The following is an 18266-nucleotide window of genomic DNA, read 5'->3' on the forward strand; positions in this document are numbered from 1 at the left end:
TGTTGCTAGTTTTTAGCCTTAGAACTTAAAGGAAAACAGGTATTCTGCTCAGAAGTATCCGCAAGAAAGCGAAATAGCAATATGCTACAATAAATCAATGAATAAGAAGTTTGAAGAGATAAAAAAGAAAGTTGGGATTCCTTATTTTGAGGATGAAAACTTTTTACTGTTCAACCAAGATGCCATTGCATCCTTAGAAAAACTAACCTCTCGGATATTTGATCTAACTGTAACAAGTCCTCCTTATAATATAGGTAAAGAGTATGAGAAGATTAGGGGGCTAAAAAACTATATAGCTTGGTCTCATCAATGGATAAAAGCTGTCTATGAATGTACTAAACCCCAGGGGTCTTTCTGGCTTAATCTTGGATACCTTGATATGAATAATAAGGCAAAAGCTATCCCCATTATATATCTTTTGTGGGAGCACATTCCTTTCTACTTAATTCAAGAAGTCATCTGGCACTATGAAGCAGGGGTTACTGCAAAAAAGTTCCTTGCTCCAAGGAATGAAAAATTCCTCTGGTACGTAAAAGACGCCAGATCCTATACTTTCAATCTTGATAATATTAGAGATCCAAACGTTAAATATCCCAACCAAAAAAAGAATGGGAAATTACGATGTAATCCGTTTGGAAAAAATCCTGGAGACGTTTGGGATTTTCCAAAAGTTACTTCTGGAGACAAGCGTAGTTCCAAAGAACGCACAAAACATCCTGCTCAATTCCCAATCGCAATTATAGACCGTATCCTTAAAGCATCTTCTAACAAAGGGGATTTTGTACTAGATCCCTTTATTGGTTCAGGTACTACCGCTGAATGTGCGTTAAGAAACGGACGAAAAGTGGTTGGTTTTGAAATAAAAAAAAGCTATTGCGATATCGCTATAGATAGATATAAGTCTGCAAAAGATAAGCTCAAAAAAACTATCTAGAGTAAGTTTAAAAGCTTAAACTTCATAGCTTCTACGCTGAGCCTAGATTGCTGCCCTGTAGGGGCTTTTTGTGCTATCCAATCAGAATGCTCAATCCATCCAAATCTTATCTTCGTTATTTGAGGTAACTCTTGCTGTACTTTCTTGTCAAAATTTATGACGAGATAATATCCTTCTTTGGACTTTTGAGTACCTTCTGTTGCCTCTTGACCATAACTCCGGTTTCCATACACTCCACTATTACTTGAAGATGTCTTAATCTCAAAAGAATAATCATCATTAGAAAAATATACCATATCCTTTTCCTTTTTAGATTTTCCAATTCGCCAAGCACTAGGATCTTTTTTTTGCAAATTATAGGCAATAAGAATATGCAAAAAATTGCCTATCATCTGAGGAGTAAGATTAATGTCCTTCCCTATCTGAAGAACTCCTCCTATCTTGCTCTTAAAAATCTGCTCCCACGATTTAAGACAAACTTCAAGAATGCCTTCCTTATCTAAAGGATGCTCTTCAACTAATTTTTCAGTAATAGCTAACCAATCCTTTGGCTGTTTTTTAGTATATGGATTCACTCAAACACAATTATACTCTAATTCCTTCAACATGACTCAAGTATACCAAAAAACCGCCTATATGGCGATTCTTTGGTTTAAAACTAACTTTTTAATTCTTCTAGCTCTAAATTGAAGTTGCAGTAAAATTTCTTGGAGCACTTATTGCATACAAAACACCTATCTGGCTCTGTAACCATTAAGATTCCGCCACATGCATAGTTTTCGTCTTCAGAATTTCCGCTACCAGGACACTGAGTAGCTCCGTATTTTTTAATCCACTCATCCATAATAATTTTACTTACAAGTCCCGTGCGATACTAAGGTATCCAAACCAAATCCAACTGTCTCAATATACTTGTTATCAAGTGATAACTTTATCGAAAAGGCTCTTGCCTCTATTGGTTCTAAAATAGTAAACAACCCGCTTTCATTGCTTACAACATTATAACTATCACACGGCTTATTGTCGCACCTGTATACTATACTATTGTTCTCGTCATATAAAATAAACACCGTTGGCTTTACTGGCTTGCAACCTGTCTCACTACATTGTTGCTTTGTCTCTGGCAAACATATTTTAGTATAAAGCGGTAGTTGATAAGAGAGAGCAGATACATCAATATCAAATGTTAAACCACCTTTAACCCCACCTAAAAACTCATCAACTTCTTCGTTGACCCCTTCTTTTCCTGTTTGTGGCTGGCTCTGTTGTGATGTATACCAATAAAAACCAACTCCTAAAACTACCAAACCGATACCGATGATATATTTGTATTCCTTGAGTTTTTCCATATCCCAATTCTACCAAAAAACCGCCTGTCTGGCAATTCTTTAAAAAGTATAATAAGGCCAATCACTTCCCCCTATGGGACACGTTTAGAACTTTAGATTGGAAACAAATTATACAGGAATTACTGAGTTAGAATATGACCATTACCTCAAAATTCAGTTGATTATTTTTACTTGCCTTAACCTTGCCCCTTGCATATGAGGTATATCAAGTGATGCATTAAGATCTTCAACGTCTTCTTTTTTTAACGAGAAGCTGACTTTCTTACATATGTTACTATCTTCTCCCATCCCCTTATTAGACCATCCTGAGATACTGAAATCATATCTTCCCTCAACCCATTTAAATGTATCTGATGAAATAAATTCTATACCCTGAAAGGCGCTACTTTTAGCTAATACAGCTATTGATGTTGGAAGCTGTTCAAGCTCACTGCTTACAGCTTTTAATCTATAGAAAACATTCCACACATACGTATACTGCTTATTACCAGGAATATCTAAAGTAGCCGCAAGTTTATTTACTACTAACAGTTTATTCGTAGAATTAGTAAAATTAAAATTAATCTGTATTTTATTTCTCGCTGCATAAACTATCTGTAAACTATCACCGACAAAGATCTTAAGCTTCGCTGGTAAAATATAATCTTTCAGGAGAATAAATCCAGAGATAAGTAATGCGGCTAATGATATGATTATAGATATGTCCATTTGTATAGATAGAAGAGATTTTTACTGGTTAGCTCTATCTTAGACGGTGTTAAACGCATGTTTAACTACTACGTAACTTTTATGGAATCGTGGGGAATCGCAATTAGACAATCTGAGTCGGGCATTGGGTTATTGTCTTTTACTACAGCAATATGTAAACGCCTCAACTCCTGCTCTGGAAATTGAACAAGGTATTGCTTACCAACTCGAGCATTCACAATCGTGTCCATAATAGGTTTCATTTCCCCCTCTTCAGTTTTTCCTTCAAAAGAAAAAACTATCGCTACCTGATCCTTTAATTCTGGGTGGTCAATAATAATATCCTCATTTGAAGGTTTGATAGATTTTAAAGATTCTTGATTTCTTATTATAACAGTAAATAAATTCCTAGTAATAGGCATCTCGACAAGATAAAAACTCCGGTCTATTGATCCATCTTTGATTTCTCTCTTAAGCTCTATTTTGTTATCCTTAAATTTAAAAGAAATCTCTATACTTTCCCCATCTTCAACTTTTTTCACAGTATGTGGCTGTTCAAAATCTAATTTCTCTAGACCACCATAATGTTTTTTCCATGTCCTTACCGGACTTATTTTGTTTTTAAAGGAACACTTAAAACTATATCTTCCTTGGGAATCAATAAGATATAATAAATCGGCTAGATGCAAATTTTTATTTAAGATTATTCGTTTCTTAAAAAGTGGCTTCATACTCTTTAATTCCTATTTTAGAGTATGCTTAAGTTATTGGGAATAAAATCACTATGATATATATAATTGGATTAAATCACGGATATCAAAGTCAAACAGATACTTGGCCTCCTATTCATGGTGTCCCTCTTGAAAAGAAAAGTAAAGACCAACAACAGCCATTCTTAAGATGGCTTGAATCTCAACTATTGAGCGACCCGCTGTTAGTATGGGTATTTGAGGAATGGACTTACGGTAATAGACAAATACCAAGCATTGCTTTCACTCTGGTGGAAAAGTTAAATAACGGTATTCAACATCTACAAATTGACCCCATGGATAGACTTTTCAAAGACAAATCTGAGAGCAATGAACATCGTGAAAAGATTTGGCTTGAAAAGATTCTTGCAGAGCTTAACCCTTCTATGTCAGGAAATGCATTGTTAATAGTAGGAGATGAGCATGTTAAAACAATGGAAGAGAAATTAAAGTTGAAAGGATACGAAACTAAAACAATAAGGGAAGTAACTCTACTAGAATCCATATCTAAATTATCATAATCTACCCTCAAAGGTAACAATATACTTCTCACGCCTTAAACCAGCTCAAAACCGGGGTTTTATGGCCGATACGGGTGGTTGTAATGGGATGTCTTGCTCTTTATACACCAAGGTTTACCAAGGTTACCTACTTTCCCCATTGAAACCTGTATTAACAAGTGTTTCTTTTCTATTAGACTTAAGAAAACTTGATTATGAGATAATTTTAAGATAAAATCAACCCATTAATTCAACAGGTTTATGACGCTATGACGCCAGAAGAAAAAATCAATTGGCATCTTTGGTGGCTTCTTCAAAAAATAAAGGAAGAGTATTTAAGTACGCCAAAGGGAGAGCCTGTAACGCTTGAGCTCGGAAACACAGAGTCTCTGGTCAATGTTAAGTTTCCCTCAATAGACAGGAGGGAGAAGCTAATGCTCAAGCTAAGAGAACTGGGGGCGATAGAACTTTTGGGAGATAGGCGCACTATCTACGGAAAAACGTTCATACTTAAAGTTTCCCAAACAAACTTTGATAAACTCTACAAAGAATACGAGCAACGCTGTAAAGATACTGCCAAAAATGAAGCGATAACGTTTGATGACGCTACCACCTCTCTAAAGATGGGCAGGAAAAAATGTCAGTTGCCTCCTTTCAAAAATGAACATTTCTTCTGTAGAGAGCTCTTCAAGTACCTTCCTAATGAGGCAGTAGACTGGTCTCTAATCTACGAAGCAATAACTGGAAATCAAGTAGATAGTAACAAGCAAAAGCAACAGAAAAACCGAAAAATGGTTTATGATGTCTATGAAAATCTAAACAAAAGGGGAAAAGAGTTGTTTGGGATAAAGAATTGGCTAGTATGGCAAGGTAAAACCGTAAAAAGAACCCAATAGACCATGACATAAACGGTGAGTCACCGCAATTCTCAAGTGACTCACACCGGAAAGAGTAGGCTAAAAACAAAGCCTACTTTTTTTATTGCCTAGATGCAAGAGAAACACAATCCAAAAGAACAAATATCAGAACTTGAAAGGGCAGCAGAAATGCTTGCTCGGATATTCCTTTCGCAATTGGAAAACACTAAAGGTCGTGGCAAGAAAAGCATTGGGGTCACCCACACACAACATGCCAAAAGTACAAAACGTAAACGAAAGAATCTCCGAGCTAGAAGAGGCCGTTGAGATTCTATGGGGCTGGATGGTTCAACAATTTGAAGAAAATAATGGCAAGACCTTACGCAAAAAGGAGGTACATCCAGCATGACTGGACGACCCAAAAGGAGTTTGACCTATCCCCCACAGAGGCACTTACCATAGGACTCATTGCGGGTCTCTCTATAAATACTGGGTGGTCTTACGCCTCTAAAGTCACCTTGGCAGATATTGTAAATATTAGCGTACCAACTTTGAATAACACAATACGCAGACTCAAAGATAAAAGACTGATTGTAGAAGATATAGAAAACCGTGGACCAAAGAATGTAAAGATGTTTGCCCCAACCAATAAATGGTGGGATTCCGTATACGTAGATGAAATTCTCTAGAAGAATACAAAACCACGTATTAAAATTCTTAAAGAATCACTAAAGCTTTTTTAAAAGAAGACCTAAAGTTTCTTTTGATATGGGGCCAATTTCTTTAGACAATATTAATAAACGATACTAATAAAAGTAATAATAATAAAAATATGTTTTTATTTTTTCCTAATCCTTACTGGCTTATAAGAAATACAGCTAGCAAAACTGTGAAGAACTTGGTTGGTAGCATCATTAACAGTAACTATAATAACCTAAACTTAATTGAAGAAATATGAAAACAGAAGACAAGCAAACAGCGCTGGTATATTGCCGAGTCTCCAGCGAGGAGCAGGTCCATGGATATTCCTTAGATGCTCAAGAAAAATCTTGTAAAAGATTTGCAGAAACCAACAAACTCAAGGTACTCAAGGTTTATAGAGACGAAGGAAAAAGTGCCACCAATCTTGATAGACCTGCTCTTCAAGATCTTCTTTCTAGATGCAAAGAAAGCAAAGGGATTGAAGCAGTGATAGTCCAAGAAACAGATCGCTTGGCAAGAAAAACCCAAGACCACCTTGCTATCAAGGCAATCCTTAAAAAAGCAGGGGTGCGTCTCATCTCTGTTGCCCAACCAATGTTAGATGAAAGTCCTGAAGGCAACATGATAGACACCATTCTTGCCTCTGTAAATCAATTTCAATCAGACCTCAATGGGAGAAAAACGAAGAAAGGATTACAAGAAAAGTTTGACTCCGGTTGGTGGCCCGGACTTGCTCCTCTCGGATATCTCAACAAGTCTGTTGGTGAAAAAAATATCATAGTTAAAGATCCTACAAGGTGGGAACTTGTTAAAGAGGCAATGGCAATGTATTTGACTGGTAGCTATTCAGCAATACAAATTTCAGATACTTTATACACAAAAGGGCTTACAGGCAGATCTGGAAGAAACATCACCAATGGCATGATGATTAGCATCCTAAAAAATCCTTTCTACTGTGGAATAATGTGTAGAGACAACCAAGAAAAAACTGGTAGACATGAGGCAATGATTTCAATTGATGAACATCAGCGAATCCTTTCAATTGCACAAGCTCATGGTCAGCATGCTTCCCGCAGAAGAAAGCATGACTTTCTCCTACGAGGATTTGCACTATGTGCCATTTGTGGCCAACGATATACTGCAGAAAAACACCGAAACGGAAAGAATGTAGACTATTATCATTGCTCAGCTAGTATCACAAAACATAGCAACAAAGGACAAAATGTAGAAGTGGAAGAACTTGAGAAACAAGTAGAGGAAAGGTTCCAAAGCATTCAGTTCAGCAAAGACTTTATTGACCTTGTTGTTCAAAAGGTTACAAAATTCTACCGAGAGAAGAGAGCAATAAAGGAAACTAAGAAAAGGGGATTGCTGAATAAAAAGAATGGCATTGAAAAGAAAAGAGATACAGCAGAGGAAAAGCTTATTGCTGGAACTCTTTCAGATGAAGACTTCGTAAGAATGAGGGACCGATTTAAACAGGAAATTGATGTAATTCAAAATCAAATAGATGAAATAGAAAACTGGCATGAGGTAGATACCGACACCATACGGGAAGTTCTCATGCTCGCAAGAAACATTTATGAAGCCTACAAGAAAGCTCCCAATGAAGTAAAGAGGCTTTATCTTGGATTCTTCTGGGATAAGTTCCTGGTAAAAAACCAAAAAATAGTAAAGGCAGAACCCACAAAACTAGTGCAGACTCTCAAGAATCAAAGGAAAATTATATTAAACCTTAACTGGGGTGGGCGAGGGGATTCGAACCCCCGATCTTCGCTGCCACAGAGCGACGCTTTAAGCCGCTAAGCTACGCCCACCATAATCCCTCCATGTGCCCCCAGTAGGAATCGAACCTACATTCCCAGCTTAGAAGGCTAGTGCTCTATCCGTTGAGCTATGGGGGCTTAAAACCAAACTGCTTTGGTTTTAAGGGGCATTTTCTCTGCGAGCGATCTCGCCGCAGAGGCGAGCGCGAGGCGAGAAAATGCACCGGGTCTATAATCTACCTATTCCAACTGCTTTGCTTGTGCCTAGGGCCTGCTTTGGGAAACCGCTGAAGGCAGATCGTTTTACAAAGCAGGTACATTAGCCTTCAAAATTATACCGAAAAATGCTGGTTTGGTCAATTCCTTTACGGATTAAACAGATCTCGGGGATTGAGAAAATCTGCTTGCTTAACCCTTGTTTCTTCCCTTTGTAACTCAGACAAAAGCTTCTCAAACACCTCTTCTTGGAATTCAAACTCAGAAGTTACTGCTTCCTCTCCTATCTGTGGGGAGAAAACCACATACTGGTAAAAGAGGACCGCAGCAATAAGGCCGGCTCCCAACACAAAGAGCAGGATTGCGACAAATGCATGCTCACCCAGAAACCACACAGCACCGCTCAATCTTTTCCCCCATTGCATCATATCTTGTTTTAAAAACTTTCTCATGGTGTTGATACTTTAGGCAAGGGCCCAGTAAACACTTGAACCAGCAAGGTAAAACTCACATCTTTCGCAATATTTTCTTCGTCTTCTAAAATCCGGTCTCTCGTAAGAAAGGTATTCTGTACCTTAAGAAGGTAGGGACCGTTCTCTAATTTCTCTAAAAAGCGAAGGAATACGGGATAGCTCACAGACGAAGCAAGCTGAAAATCCATGATTGGCCAGGCAACCCCTTTTTGCTTTTTTACGGTGCCCGGCGTTATCTTTACTGTGAGATTTAAAGTTGCTGCAATCTTTTCTATAAATCGAATAAAGCCAATGGGGGTTTCGGCATCCACAAAGATGTTCTCAATTGTCTCAAAGTCCTCTTCTTTCGCCTGAGATAATTTTAAGAACTTTGCAACCTCTGTTTCAGCCGAGCTTGCCTGAAGCACTTTTAAGTACTGATTCTCCAAATCCTTGGAATCTCTCTTGATTCCTCTAAGCAAAGGAAGTACTGCAAGAACTCCAAACAAGAGGATGCCAACAAGGAGTGCCGCTGTTGCAATAATGGTTTTCTGTCTCATGGCTTGTCTTGTAACTTTGCCTGAAAAGAAAAGGTAATATCACTTGGACTCACCCAGTTTGAGGGAGGAAACACAACTTCAGCAAAAAAGGGGTTGGCCTGCAAAGCGTCCTTGAAAGAAAGCAGCTGTTCTCGGGTTTGGGCTTTTCCGGTTACGGCAATGGTGGCTGGAGTTTTTTGCACTTCACCCCCCTTCTTTTCTCTTTCAAAGGCAGGAGTGTAAGAAAAAGAGAACAGGTAGAGGTCTTGGGGAAGTGAAGAGCCAACCTCATCAAACACATCTTTGAGGAAACGGCGCTCTTGCTTGAAACTTTCGATGTTCCTCAGCTTTGAGTTCCAGTTCTTAATCTCAGTCAAGGTAGAATCTTCCTTTGTACTCTTTTCTTCAAAGGAACTGAGCTTGAATTCTTGGGACAGGCGCTCTTTGGCAAGGGAGACCTGAATAACCAGAAGAAAAACGCTCATGGCAAGAAGGGCAATACCAAGAACAACGCCCAAGAGGAGCACAAGACGGAACCGCTCTTCCTCTCTAAGCTTCTGGCGATATTTTGGTGGGAGTAAATTAATCATTGTTTACTTTGCTCCTCTCAATGCAAGCCCCAAGGCCGCCGTGTACTTTAATGATTCTCCAAAGGAGAGGAGAGGGAGTTCTTTAAGTGAGGTTTCCAAAATGTTCACCCAAGGATTTCCCAAGATAACCTCGCGTTCCAGTTCTTTTGAAAGAAACCTGGTAAACCCTCTCAGATTTGCTCCTCCTCCAGAAACGATGACTCTCTTGATACGCTGCTGGTTTATTCCCAGATGTTGGTGAATGGTGTGGGATTCATAATAGGAAAGGTGTTTCTTGATCTGTTCCACAAGGTTCAAAAGGGGTGGCATCAAGGCCTCAAGCACCTTCTTTCCCTGTTCGTCGTCTTGTCCTTGCAAACCAAAGCTAATCTTTAATTCCTCTGCCTTCTCTTCTGTAAGCTTTAGGGTCTCTGCAATGCTTTTTGTAAGCTGGCTTGAAGAAACAGGAATGGAGGCGGTAAAGCGCAGACTGTACCCAGAAAACACCACAAAGCTTGTTCTTGTTGCGCCAAAGTCAACCAATAACAAGGGCAGTGCAGCTGTTTCTTTTGGAACGAGGACCCGAGAAATTGCCAAGGACTCAATCTCCAGCGCCTTAACGGTCAATCCGGAATGCTCTAATGCCTCAAGGTAAGGATCCACCATGGTGCGGGGGAGGGCAGCTAACAGAACGTCTGTGTGGTCTATATAGCTGTGGAAGGGTTTTACCACTTGGTAATCTAAATATACCTTCTCAATTGAATGTGGGACATAGTTTTCTGCTTCAAAGCGCACTGCGTGTTCTAGCTCCTCTGGCTTCATGCGCGGCAACTGCATCACCTGCAAAAACGCTTGCTCTTCGGGAAGGGAAGCAACAACATATTTGGTTGAAAGTTTGCTGCCAAAACTTTTCACTGCCTCGCGGATGGTCTGTGTCAAGACATCTCCCTGTTTCACCTCCCCCCGCTCAACCACCCCGGGGGCAATGGAAAATTCTCCAAAAGCATGGAGTTGGAATCCCTTTCCCTGGCGTTTTAAGCACATAATCTTTAAAGAAAGATCTGAGATGTCTAGCCCAAAGGCTGACGGATGAAGAGTTAATGCGTTCAACATTCTTTTATTGTACCTGTCTATTCCACTTCTTTCCAGGACACAAGCTCCCACGCGCCTCCGGTGCCCGAACTGAAGATGGCTGACGTAAGCTCAATTTCGTAGGTTATGACTGCGTTGTTTTCCAGGTGAACACCGTATCCTGTAACCACCCGCAGCTCGTCGTTATTCTCTATGAGAATCCAACCAGCTGAGGTATAGAGGATATCAGCTACGGCGTTGTTCTTTATGTTTATTGCGGGATTGCCGGTGTTGGTGGAAAGATACATGAGATAGCTTCCTTCGCTTCCAGAACCAGAGGAGATGGTGATGTTCTGAAGAGTAATGACGCTGTCTGCCACAATGACTCCGCTCGTGCCCCCAAAGGAGACGTCGAGTCGCACTTGAGCATCATTCTTCACATCCACATTGCCCGTTACCCAGAGATTGCCAGTAAGGGTGAGTACTGCCTTGTCCGCCACCAACAGGTTCCCAACGATTTTTTGCGGCCCAAGGGAAGCGGTCTCGGTTTTGTCTAACTCATAATCTCCAAAGAAAACTCCACCGGCTTCGGCCGCATCCTTCCACCCCTGAATTTCTTCTGCGGTAATGGGAAGGGAAACGGGATCTGGAGGGGTTCCCAGAGAAACAAAGGCGCCAAAGGAGCACCCATCGTTGTCGTTCGCGTTCAGGGTTGCTGTAATATCGGCATCCTTACATTCATCTACAAACACATCTCCCACCACCGATATGTTAGAAAGATTACCGCCCAACCCCGCAACCCTTGCAGTTCCGGTGACGATGGCTCCAGAATTTCCTGTAATGTCTCCGTTGGAAAAGACGTCTCCTATTACCTGGCTATTGTTGTGCATAATCAATCCTCCATCACCTATATGAGCACCATAGAAGAACTCGGGGATGATGCCGGCAAGACGGTACAGAGCTTCCACCCTGCGAAATCGAGACGAATCATTTCCTTCAGCAACCACCAGCTTTCCTTGTGGAGTATCTGTAACGGTCGTGGTGACTGTCGCATCCAGCACGTTAAGGGAACCCGGATTGCTCCAATTCAAGGAATTCTTGACGCGAAAGAGCGCATCTTCTACCCCGGCTTCTGCTCCATAGTATGCCTGCAAAGACGCTTTTGTGTTTTGAATGATGCGCTGTTGCGAGGAGGTCAAAACAAAAGCAGAAATCCCAATGCCAGACAGCACAAACACCACCAAGAGGGTCAGATACAGGGCGACAAATCCTTGCTGTATATTGTTCATACTATCTCAAAGAAGCAGTGGAGGTTACTGGTACCACGGCCTCCAGTTCTGGCCTGTTATTGGGATTTTTGTGGCGCACTTCCATAAATACTCTTAAGGAAGGAAAGTCTGTATCGGTGGAAATGGTGGTGAAAGAAAGGTTGGTGACCTCAACTGTGTTTGGAGTAAGGGCAAGGGTTGCTTCCCCTTCTTTTTTTATACACAGAGCTTCACCGCACAAGAAAAAATCAATGTATCCTAAAGTTTCCCCCGGAGGAATTGAGGTTTTAGTTTTAAGGGAAACCTGGGTCGCCGTAGTGGTGGGGAGATACAAGCTTTCTGCCTCTCTGATTTCATACATTACGCGGTCCATTGCGAGCTGCGCCGAAGAGGTTGTTTCCTGCAACACTTGGGTTTTGGTATGGGCTTTTAGGGTCCACAAAAACAGCGTGGAAGTAACTCCCCCAAGAATAGCAAGAACTGCAATGTACACCACGAATTCTATAATCGTGAACCCGCCTAAGTTTTTCTTTGAAAAATTTTGGTGGGTCATCTCCAGTTAGTGAGATATGTTGTTACCTGAATGTCGTGTGTTCGCTGACGTTCCTCCCAGAAAACAGTGACCGTGACTTTTTTGGTTTGAGGGTCAAGAGTTCCTCCTGATTCTACAATATTGTCTGCCGCATCGCGCTCCACAAGATCCACCACAACCTCCCTTGTGAAGATTCCAAGGGTTTCCTGGCCCAAAAGAAGCTGCCATCGTGGAGGGGTATCTCCTGAAAGTTCAAGGTGGAGTGATACTCCGGTAGTAACCTGCCCCAAACCATCGTAGTTGTTGCCAGGATCATCATCCGTCCACCCCGTGTTGTCTCGATAGTTCTTTAGCGCCTCCACATATTCTTTAGCGAAAAAAGAGGCCTGGGTGGTTTGCTTAAACAGGGAAGCTGTTCTCAAAGAAAAGGTGCTAAAAGAAATCGAGGCTGAAATTGCCACTCCAATAATCATAATAACGACGAGCAACTCAATGATAGAGATTCCTCTACTGTAATTCCGGTGTTCCAGCATAAATGGATGTTCCTTGTGTTGTGATTCCTGTTGCATCATAGGAAATGAGGTTGCCGGTTGCGTCTCCCGACAACTCAATTTCTAGGGACTTGGTGTTTTTATCTCTCCTACGGTGCAAAGAAAACAGGGTCCCTTGCGTAACATCGTTCAAAAGGTGGGTATGGATTTTGAGATGCTGAGTTTCCCCCTCTGATACCACATCTCCCTCCCAGAAAATCTGGTCCGCTGACATATTGTCTAGAATCGGGAAAGAAAAGGTGGTATCGGGAAATATCAGACGCACGCTTTCGGTGGTTGTGGCAATATCTCTCCCTTGGTAGGAGAGATGAACGTGTCTTGAATCCACCACCCGGTCCTCATCTGAGGGCGGGGTTGCGGTTCCCTCTTCAACTGTACCAGAAGAAAGAATACTCACGGTTTTTGTGTAAGTTGGATCTGCAATCCGGCGGAACGTAATAGTTCCTTGTACGCTCGCTTGCCCGGTCAAGCGCAAAAATACCACTTCATTTCCTCCGCCCAAGGAAATTACGGAAATCTCAATTGTCTTTGAAAGCTCTGTAACCTGGTCTTCTGCAGGATCCCTTGCTGCATAGCTTGAACCTTGAAACAGGGTATACTGGTTGGGAGTGCTCAGGGTATCAAAGTACACGCCGTACTGCAAAGCTCCCTCTGAAGCTAAGGTGCGGCTCTTTGCAAGACGCAAAGTTGCTACCACTTCCTTTCCGGTGTTTTCCAAATAAGACACCTGCTGAAAGGAACGCAACTGAGGGATACTCAGCCCCAAAAAGAGAACAATAATCCCCACAACAACAAGTATTTCAATCAAAGTAAATCCTCTTTGTTTCATTATACGTTTCCCAGCATAGAGTACATTGGCTGGATCATAGAAATGGCAAAGAACCCAACGACAGCTCCAATGATAAGCATGAGCACAGGCTCAATGATAGAAGCCAAGTTCCTGGTGATGTTCGTCACCTCTTCCTCAAAAAAGTCAGCGAGCTTTGCTAAAAGCTCGGCTGTCTGTCCGGTTTCTTCTCCCACCTCAACCATCTGCACCACCACAATAGGATAGAGATTGGTGTGTTGCGAAAGAACCTCAGAGAGTTTCACCCCCTTTCGCATTTCTTCAGCTCCTTTAAGCAGCACCTTTCTGAAATGCGTGTTCCCAAGCACGGTTGCGGTCACCTCCAAAGCGCGAACCATGGGAATGCCAGCTCCAATCAAGGAACTCATGGTGCGGGCAAAAAAAGCAGTATTCACCTTTTTAACAATGGGGCCTACTATGGGGGTTCGTAAGACCAACGTGTCCACCAGGTTCTTTCCGGCCTTGGTACGCAAGGCCAGATATCCCACAGCCATGCCCCCCAGAGCAAAGAGAATTACAAGATACCAAAAGCTTGTGAAAAAATCTGCAAAAGAAATAATCGCTCTCGTGCTGGCGGGAAGAGGAACCTGAAGTTCTTCAAACGTGGCAGCAAGATTCGGCACCACCGTAATGAGCATTAAAATCCCAATGCCAATCATGGCAACTATAATGACTGCAGGATAAACTAAGGCACCCTGAATTTTGGAGCGCAAATCGTGTTCCCGTTCCAGCTGTAAGGTGAGCTGAGAAAGCACGTTTTCGAGCGTTCCCGACTCTTCACCCGTTCTGATCATATTCACAACAAGGTCGGGGAAAATGCCTGGATAAAAACTCATGGAGTCAGACAACTGATGTCCCTGCAAAACTCGCTTTCGTATCTCTCCTAGGGCATTCTTCAGTTTCCTTGATTTTGTTTGCAAAGAGAGTACCTCAAGAGTTTTGGGCAGGGCAATGCCCGCGACAACCATAACTTTAAGAGTACGCATGAACATGAGCTTTTCTGCCAAGGGGACTCCAAACAGCCCCGAAAATGCTCCAAGAAACTGAAAACCAGGCTTTTTTAAGCCCCTAAGGTCAGCTTTTGTGAGAATATACCCTTTCTTGCGCAGTCTCCCGGCAAGCTCGTGTTCATCTTTGGCAAACTCCTCTCCGGTGAGATATTCCCCCTGTTTTGAGATTGCAGTGTACTTGTACTTTGGCATTACTCAGAAATGACTCTCAATACTTCTTCAATAGAGGTAACACCCTGCGCTGCTTTTAGAAAACCGTCTTGAACCATGGTCGTCATACCCTCTGCCACGGCTTGCTTTTGAATCTGGTCGGCTGTCGCCTTTTGTACAATGAGGGTTTTTATGGACTCGCTCACGGGAAGCACTTCATAGATTCCAATCCTTCCCTTATATCCATCTTCTGCCTCTTTGCTTGTCTTTGGCTTGTAAAACGTGATGGAAGAAAGAGTGTCATGTTGCTTGATGACTTTTTCTTCTTCAAAAAGCTTGGTAAGCTGATCAAGGTCACAATAAGAACTGAGATTCTTGAGGTTTTTGAGAGAGAGTTTGTAGGGCTCTTTTTCTTCAGCAAGTTTCCTGACCAACCGCTGGGCAACAATGACGTTGAGGATTGAGGCAATGAGAAAGGGTTCTCCTCCCATTTCAATGAAGCGGGGAATGGCACCAGCAGCACTGTTGGTGTGCAAGGTGGAGAGTACCAGGTGTCCGGTTAAGGCAGCATTGATTGCAAGCGAGGCGGTTTCTTGGTCTCGAATTTCACCTACCATGATAATGTCTGGGTCTTGCCTCAAAAGAGAGCGGAGCCCTGAAGCAAAGGTTAGCCCTATCTTGGGGTTCACCTGCGTCTGGTTTATCCTCGGCATACGGTATTCTATCGGGTCTTCCACCGTTGAAATGTTCACATCAGGCGTGTTTAAAATCTCCATCGCAGAATACAAGGTGGTGGTTTTCCCGGATCCCGTAGGACCCGTAACCAAGAGCATACCTACGGGTCTTTTCAGCGCATGTTCAATGTATTCTAGCGCAGCTCCCCGCAATCCCAGTTCTTCTAAGGTAAAGGCCTTTGCGGTTTCAGAAAGCAGGCGCATGACAATCTTTTCTCCGTCAAATACCGGCAAGATGGACACGCGGACAGAATACTTGTACTCTTCAGTTTTTACCTTAAACCTTCCATCTTGGGGAAGTCGGTGCTCGTCCAATTTCAAAGTGGAAAGCACCTTGATTCTCGCCACAATGCCAGCGGCTGCTGTTTTGGGAAGCACCATGGCATTTCTCAACACGCCGTCAATGCGATATCTCACCACAACTTCTTTCTCTTCTGGCTCAATGTGAATATCAGAGGCTCGCTGCAAGATGGCGTGCTTTAAAAGAGTATCGACAATTCTAATGATGGGAAGATCTTCTGCTGCCTTTTCTAATTCCTTTGCGCCAGATCCCCGTTCTTCTGCCTTGATTGTCTTAATGTCTCCCACCTCCTTTTTAATAATATCCCCAAATTCAGCTTCCAGAGTCTTTGAATACTGCAACAAAACCTGTTTCATGGACTCTGGGGTGGTGAGACGGGGGAGAATCTTTAAGTTTGCCTTCTTTCGAATAAAGTCAATGGTAGCTAAGTCCCCTGGGTCTAACATTGCAACCTCCAAGTTCTGGCCTGATTTGCGGAGCGCCACAATATTGTGGGACCTTGCAATGGGCTCTGGAATAATCTTTAATACTTCGGGCGCAATCTTTTCTTTTTCCAGGTTCACAAAAGGAATGCCCAAGATGTAAGCTTCCATCTTGATAACCTCTTCTTCTGATATCAATCCCTCTGCAATCAAAACATCCCCAAGGCGTTTTCCCTTTTTTACTGCCTCCTTATTTAGTTTCTGCAAAGCCTTTTTCTCAACGAGTCCTGAATCTGAGAGAAAAGCTTGGAGCTGTTGATCTTCAACCCTCATTGTTCTCGAGTTCTCTTTTGACCTTTTGAACCACTTCTTCAAGATCGTAGTTGGACTTCACAAGGTAGGTGGTAGCTCCCAGGTCCGTTGCCCGTTGAACATCCTCTAGGTTTTCCAGGTTGGTCAAGACAATGACGGGAATGCCCTTTGTTTCATCATCTCCACGGAGCTGTTCTAACACCTCAAATCCCGTTATCTTGGGAAGAACAAGGTCTAAGAGTATAAGGTCTGGGGTTTTCTCTTTTGCCAGTCTCACCCCTGCTTCTCCGTCCAAGGCAGAAAATACCTCGTATCCCTCTTGCGACAGCACGTCGCCCATGGTCTTTTGCAAAGCTGCTTCGTCTTCAATGAGTAAAATTGTTTTCATGATGCGTATGGTATGGTAAACCAGAATGTCGACCCTTTGTGTTCTATAGAATGAAATCCCATTTCTCCTCCAGATCTTTTAACTATAGCTCTGGCAATATATAATCCGAGGCCGGATCCTTGGGTTTCATGGCGCAGTACGTTGCCGGAACGAAAAAACTTCTGAAATAGGTACTTTTGGTCTTCTTTTGGAATGCCCACCCCTGTATCTTCAATCTCAAAACGGAGATTTTTCCCTTTGTCTTTCAGGCGCATGGTGACTAAATGTTCTCTTGCTGTGTCCTGTAAAACCGCACTCTTGGTCTTACCTGTATATTTAATGGCATTGTCCAAAAGGTTGGAAAGAACCTGCCGAATCTGCAAGGGATCGGCAAACACCTTGGGAATCTTTTTTGGGGACTCCAAGCGTAGTGTAATGTTGGTAGCTTGTATCATGGGTTGAAAGTTTAAAACAACTTCTTTGAGCAGGTCTTCAAACGAAAACTCCTCACGTTTCGTCACCAACCCTCCTTCCTCAATGCGAGATACCATCAAGAGATTGTTCACCAGCTCTTGCATCCGAGAAGAGTTTTCTTTGAGCATTAAAAAGTATTCCTCTTGATTGGCGTTTCCTTTCCTAGACACCAAGAGGTCTGCTATCCATTTCATGTTTGAGAGGGGAGCACGGAGCTGGTGGGACACAATACTCACAAACTCGGACTTTAATCTGGAGGCTTCGGCCAGTCGCTCAAAGCTTCTTTCAATGATAAAGGCGAGAACGAGCAAAACCAAGGTTAGAACGATAATAAAAAGAGCAGCAATGTGCGGGTCTTCAATATATCTTCTCCCCAAGATGTAAGAAAGAATAGAGGAGACAACGATAATAATCCCCATGACCAGAAACAGAAACTGCGGGTGCTGCCACAAAGGAATCCCGTATTTCCTTGCCTGCTTGACAATATTCAACTCGGCTTGCAGTTCCTTCAAACCCATTTGTGTAGTATACCCCGTTAGAAGTTCCCTTCGCAAGCAATGTTGCCCCTTTAAGGCGGTACAACCTGGATGCTTAACTTCTAACGGGGTATATCACGGATTGAAAAAGAAGAGCAAAAATGGTATAAGAAAATACGCTGCGGGGTGTCGTATAATGGTAGTATGCTTGCTTTGGGAGCATGTGGCTCAGGTTCGATTCCTGGCACCCCGACAAGAAACGGAAACAAGTTCTCCTTAAGTTTAGAATGCGGGTGTAGCACAATGGTAGTGCTTCTGGTTTCCAACCAGACTACGAGGGTTCGATTCCCTTCACCCGCTCCAAGACCAAAGACAAATCTTTTTTACTTACTTCGCGGTGGGCATCCGCAATGGATGCCCATTGTTTTTGA

21 protein-coding genes, 4 tRNA genes and 2 pseudogenes are annotated in these 18266 nt (G+C 42.4%); 8 read left to right on the plus strand and 19 right to left on the minus strand.

The window, feature by feature from the left end:
- Positions 1-97 precede the first annotated feature (97 nt).
- Positions 98-934 carry a site-specific DNA-methyltransferase gene (locus IH982_02575; protein ID MCH7828723.1) on the plus strand — a complete coding sequence of 279 codons (837 nt, stop codon included), beginning with the start codon at positions 98-100 and terminating at the stop codon, positions 932-934.
- Here IH982_02575 and IH982_02580 read toward each other — a convergent pair.
- From IH982_02580 to IH982_02600, 5 genes are all read right to left on the minus strand, one after another.
- A complete protein-coding gene (locus IH982_02580; protein MCH7828724.1) occupies positions 931-1509 on the minus strand; it encodes a ScaI family restriction endonuclease in 579 nt (192 codons plus the stop codon). The two genes, IH982_02575 and IH982_02580, sit on opposite strands and share 4 nt — an antisense overlap.
- A gap of 83 nt (positions 1510-1592) precedes the next feature.
- Positions 1593-1778, minus strand: a complete 186-nt coding sequence (locus IH982_02585) for a hypothetical protein (protein ID MCH7828725.1) — start codon at positions 1776-1778, stop codon at positions 1593-1595.
- A gap of 7 nt (positions 1779-1785) precedes the next feature.
- Positions 1786-2283 (minus strand): hypothetical protein, encoded by a 498-nt coding sequence (locus IH982_02590; protein ID MCH7828726.1) that lies wholly within the window; start codon positions 2281-2283, stop codon positions 1786-1788.
- Between the two features lie 153 nt (positions 2284-2436).
- Complete coding sequence (locus IH982_02595; GenBank protein ID MCH7828727.1) at positions 2437-2991, minus strand: hypothetical protein; 555 nt, start codon at positions 2989-2991, stop codon at positions 2437-2439.
- A gap of 68 nt (positions 2992-3059) precedes the next feature.
- Positions 3060-3701 carry a hypothetical protein gene (locus IH982_02600; GenBank protein ID MCH7828728.1) on the minus strand — a complete coding sequence of 214 codons (642 nt, stop codon included), beginning with the start codon at positions 3699-3701 and terminating at the stop codon, positions 3060-3062.
- Positions 3702-3754: 53 nt separating this feature from the next.
- Between IH982_02600 and IH982_02605 the strand changes: the two genes are divergently transcribed.
- The 5 genes and pseudogenes from IH982_02605 to IH982_02625 all read left to right on the plus strand — a co-directional run bounded on the left by IH982_02605 (position 3755) and on the right by IH982_02625 (position 7044).
- Positions 3755-4240, plus strand: a complete 486-nt coding sequence (locus IH982_02605) for a hypothetical protein (GenBank protein ID MCH7828729.1) — start codon at positions 3755-3757, stop codon at positions 4238-4240.
- A gap of 248 nt (positions 4241-4488) precedes the next feature.
- Positions 4489-5115, plus strand: coding sequence for a hypothetical protein (locus IH982_02610; GenBank protein MCH7828730.1), 627 nt, complete (start codon positions 4489-4491; stop codon positions 5113-5115).
- A gap of 329 nt (positions 5116-5444) precedes the next feature.
- The gene (locus IH982_02615; GenBank protein MCH7828731.1) at positions 5445-5765 is read left to right on the plus strand and encodes a helix-turn-helix domain-containing protein; all 321 of its coding nucleotides are present in this window, start codon (positions 5445-5447) and stop codon (positions 5763-5765) included.
- A gap of 265 nt (positions 5766-6030) precedes the next feature.
- Positions 6031-6495, plus strand: a pseudogene (locus tag IH982_02620) (recombinase family protein).
- Positions 6496-6699: 204 nt separating this feature from the next.
- Positions 6700-7044, plus strand: a pseudogene (locus IH982_02625) (recombinase zinc beta ribbon domain-containing protein).
- Positions 7045-7518: 474 nt separating this feature from the next.
- Here the strand turns inward: IH982_02625 and IH982_02630 are convergent.
- From IH982_02630 to IH982_02695, 14 genes are all read right to left on the minus strand, one after another.
- Positions 7519-7595, minus strand: a tRNA-His gene (locus tag IH982_02630).
- Between the two features lie 15 nt (positions 7596-7610).
- Positions 7611-7682 (minus strand) — tRNA-Arg (locus IH982_02635).
- 227 nt (positions 7683-7909) lie between these two features.
- Positions 7910-8212: a hypothetical protein gene (locus IH982_02640; protein ID MCH7828732.1), complete on the minus strand. Its 303-nt coding sequence runs from the start codon at positions 8210-8212 to the stop codon at positions 7910-7912.
- Positions 8209-8772: a hypothetical protein gene (locus tag IH982_02645; protein ID MCH7828733.1), complete on the minus strand. Its 564-nt coding sequence runs from the start codon at positions 8770-8772 to the stop codon at positions 8209-8211. Before IH982_02645 ends, IH982_02640 begins: the two co-directional genes overlap by 4 nt.
- Entirely contained in the window at positions 8769-9341 is a 573-nt protein-coding gene (locus IH982_02650; GenBank protein MCH7828734.1) for a PilN domain-containing protein, read from the minus strand. Before IH982_02650 ends, IH982_02645 begins: the two co-directional genes overlap by 4 nt.
- Before the next feature lie 3 nt (positions 9342-9344).
- Entirely contained in the window at positions 9345-10433 is a 1089-nt protein-coding gene (gene pilM, locus IH982_02655; protein ID MCH7828735.1) for a type IV pilus assembly protein PilM, read from the minus strand.
- A 17-nt stretch (positions 10434-10450) separates the two neighbouring features.
- Positions 10451-11680 carry a pilus assembly PilX N-terminal domain-containing protein gene (locus IH982_02660; protein ID MCH7828736.1) on the minus strand — a complete coding sequence of 410 codons (1230 nt, stop codon included), beginning with the start codon at positions 11678-11680 and terminating at the stop codon, positions 10451-10453.
- A gap of 1 nt (position 11681) precedes the next feature.
- Positions 11682-12212 carry a type II secretion system protein gene (locus tag IH982_02665; GenBank protein ID MCH7828737.1) on the minus strand — a complete coding sequence of 177 codons (531 nt, stop codon included), beginning with the start codon at positions 12210-12212 and terminating at the stop codon, positions 11682-11684.
- The gene (locus tag IH982_02670) at positions 12209-12724 is read right to left on the minus strand and encodes a prepilin-type N-terminal cleavage/methylation domain-containing protein (GenBank protein ID MCH7828738.1); all 516 of its coding nucleotides are present in this window, start codon (positions 12722-12724) and stop codon (positions 12209-12211) included. The genes IH982_02665 and IH982_02670 overlap by 4 nt, the downstream gene beginning before the upstream one ends.
- Positions 12699-13571 (minus strand): prepilin-type N-terminal cleavage/methylation domain-containing protein, encoded by an 873-nt coding sequence (locus IH982_02675; protein ID MCH7828739.1) that lies wholly within the window; start codon positions 13569-13571, stop codon positions 12699-12701. Before IH982_02675 ends, IH982_02670 begins: the two co-directional genes overlap by 26 nt.
- The gene (locus IH982_02680) at positions 13571-14791 is read right to left on the minus strand and encodes a type II secretion system F family protein (GenBank protein ID MCH7828740.1); all 1221 of its coding nucleotides are present in this window, start codon (positions 14789-14791) and stop codon (positions 13571-13573) included. Before IH982_02680 ends, IH982_02675 begins: the two co-directional genes overlap by 1 nt.
- Positions 14791-16539, minus strand: a complete 1749-nt coding sequence (gene tadA, locus IH982_02685) for a Flp pilus assembly complex ATPase component TadA (protein ID MCH7828741.1) — start codon at positions 16537-16539, stop codon at positions 14791-14793. The genes IH982_02680 and tadA overlap by 1 nt, the downstream gene beginning before the upstream one ends.
- The gene (locus IH982_02690; GenBank protein ID MCH7828742.1) at positions 16529-16906 is read right to left on the minus strand and encodes a response regulator; all 378 of its coding nucleotides are present in this window, start codon (positions 16904-16906) and stop codon (positions 16529-16531) included. Before IH982_02690 ends, tadA begins: the two co-directional genes overlap by 11 nt.
- Positions 16903-17877 carry a HAMP domain-containing histidine kinase gene (locus IH982_02695; protein ID MCH7828743.1) on the minus strand — a complete coding sequence of 325 codons (975 nt, stop codon included), beginning with the start codon at positions 17875-17877 and terminating at the stop codon, positions 16903-16905. Before IH982_02695 ends, IH982_02690 begins: the two co-directional genes overlap by 4 nt.
- Before the next feature lie 140 nt (positions 17878-18017).
- Between IH982_02695 and IH982_02700 the strand changes: the two genes are divergently transcribed.
- Together IH982_02700 and IH982_02705 are read left to right on the plus strand one after the other, a co-directional pair.
- Positions 18018-18088 (plus strand) — tRNA-Pro (locus IH982_02700).
- Positions 18089-18124: 36 nt separating this feature from the next.
- A tRNA-Gly gene (locus tag IH982_02705) sits at positions 18125-18198 on the plus strand.
- Positions 18199-18266: the final 68 nt, after the last annotated feature.

It is taken from the genome of Patescibacteria group bacterium (assembly GCA_022563395.1).
GTDB lineage: Bacteria > Patescibacteriota > Minisyncoccia > Minisyncoccales > UBA10102 > 01-FULL-49-22b.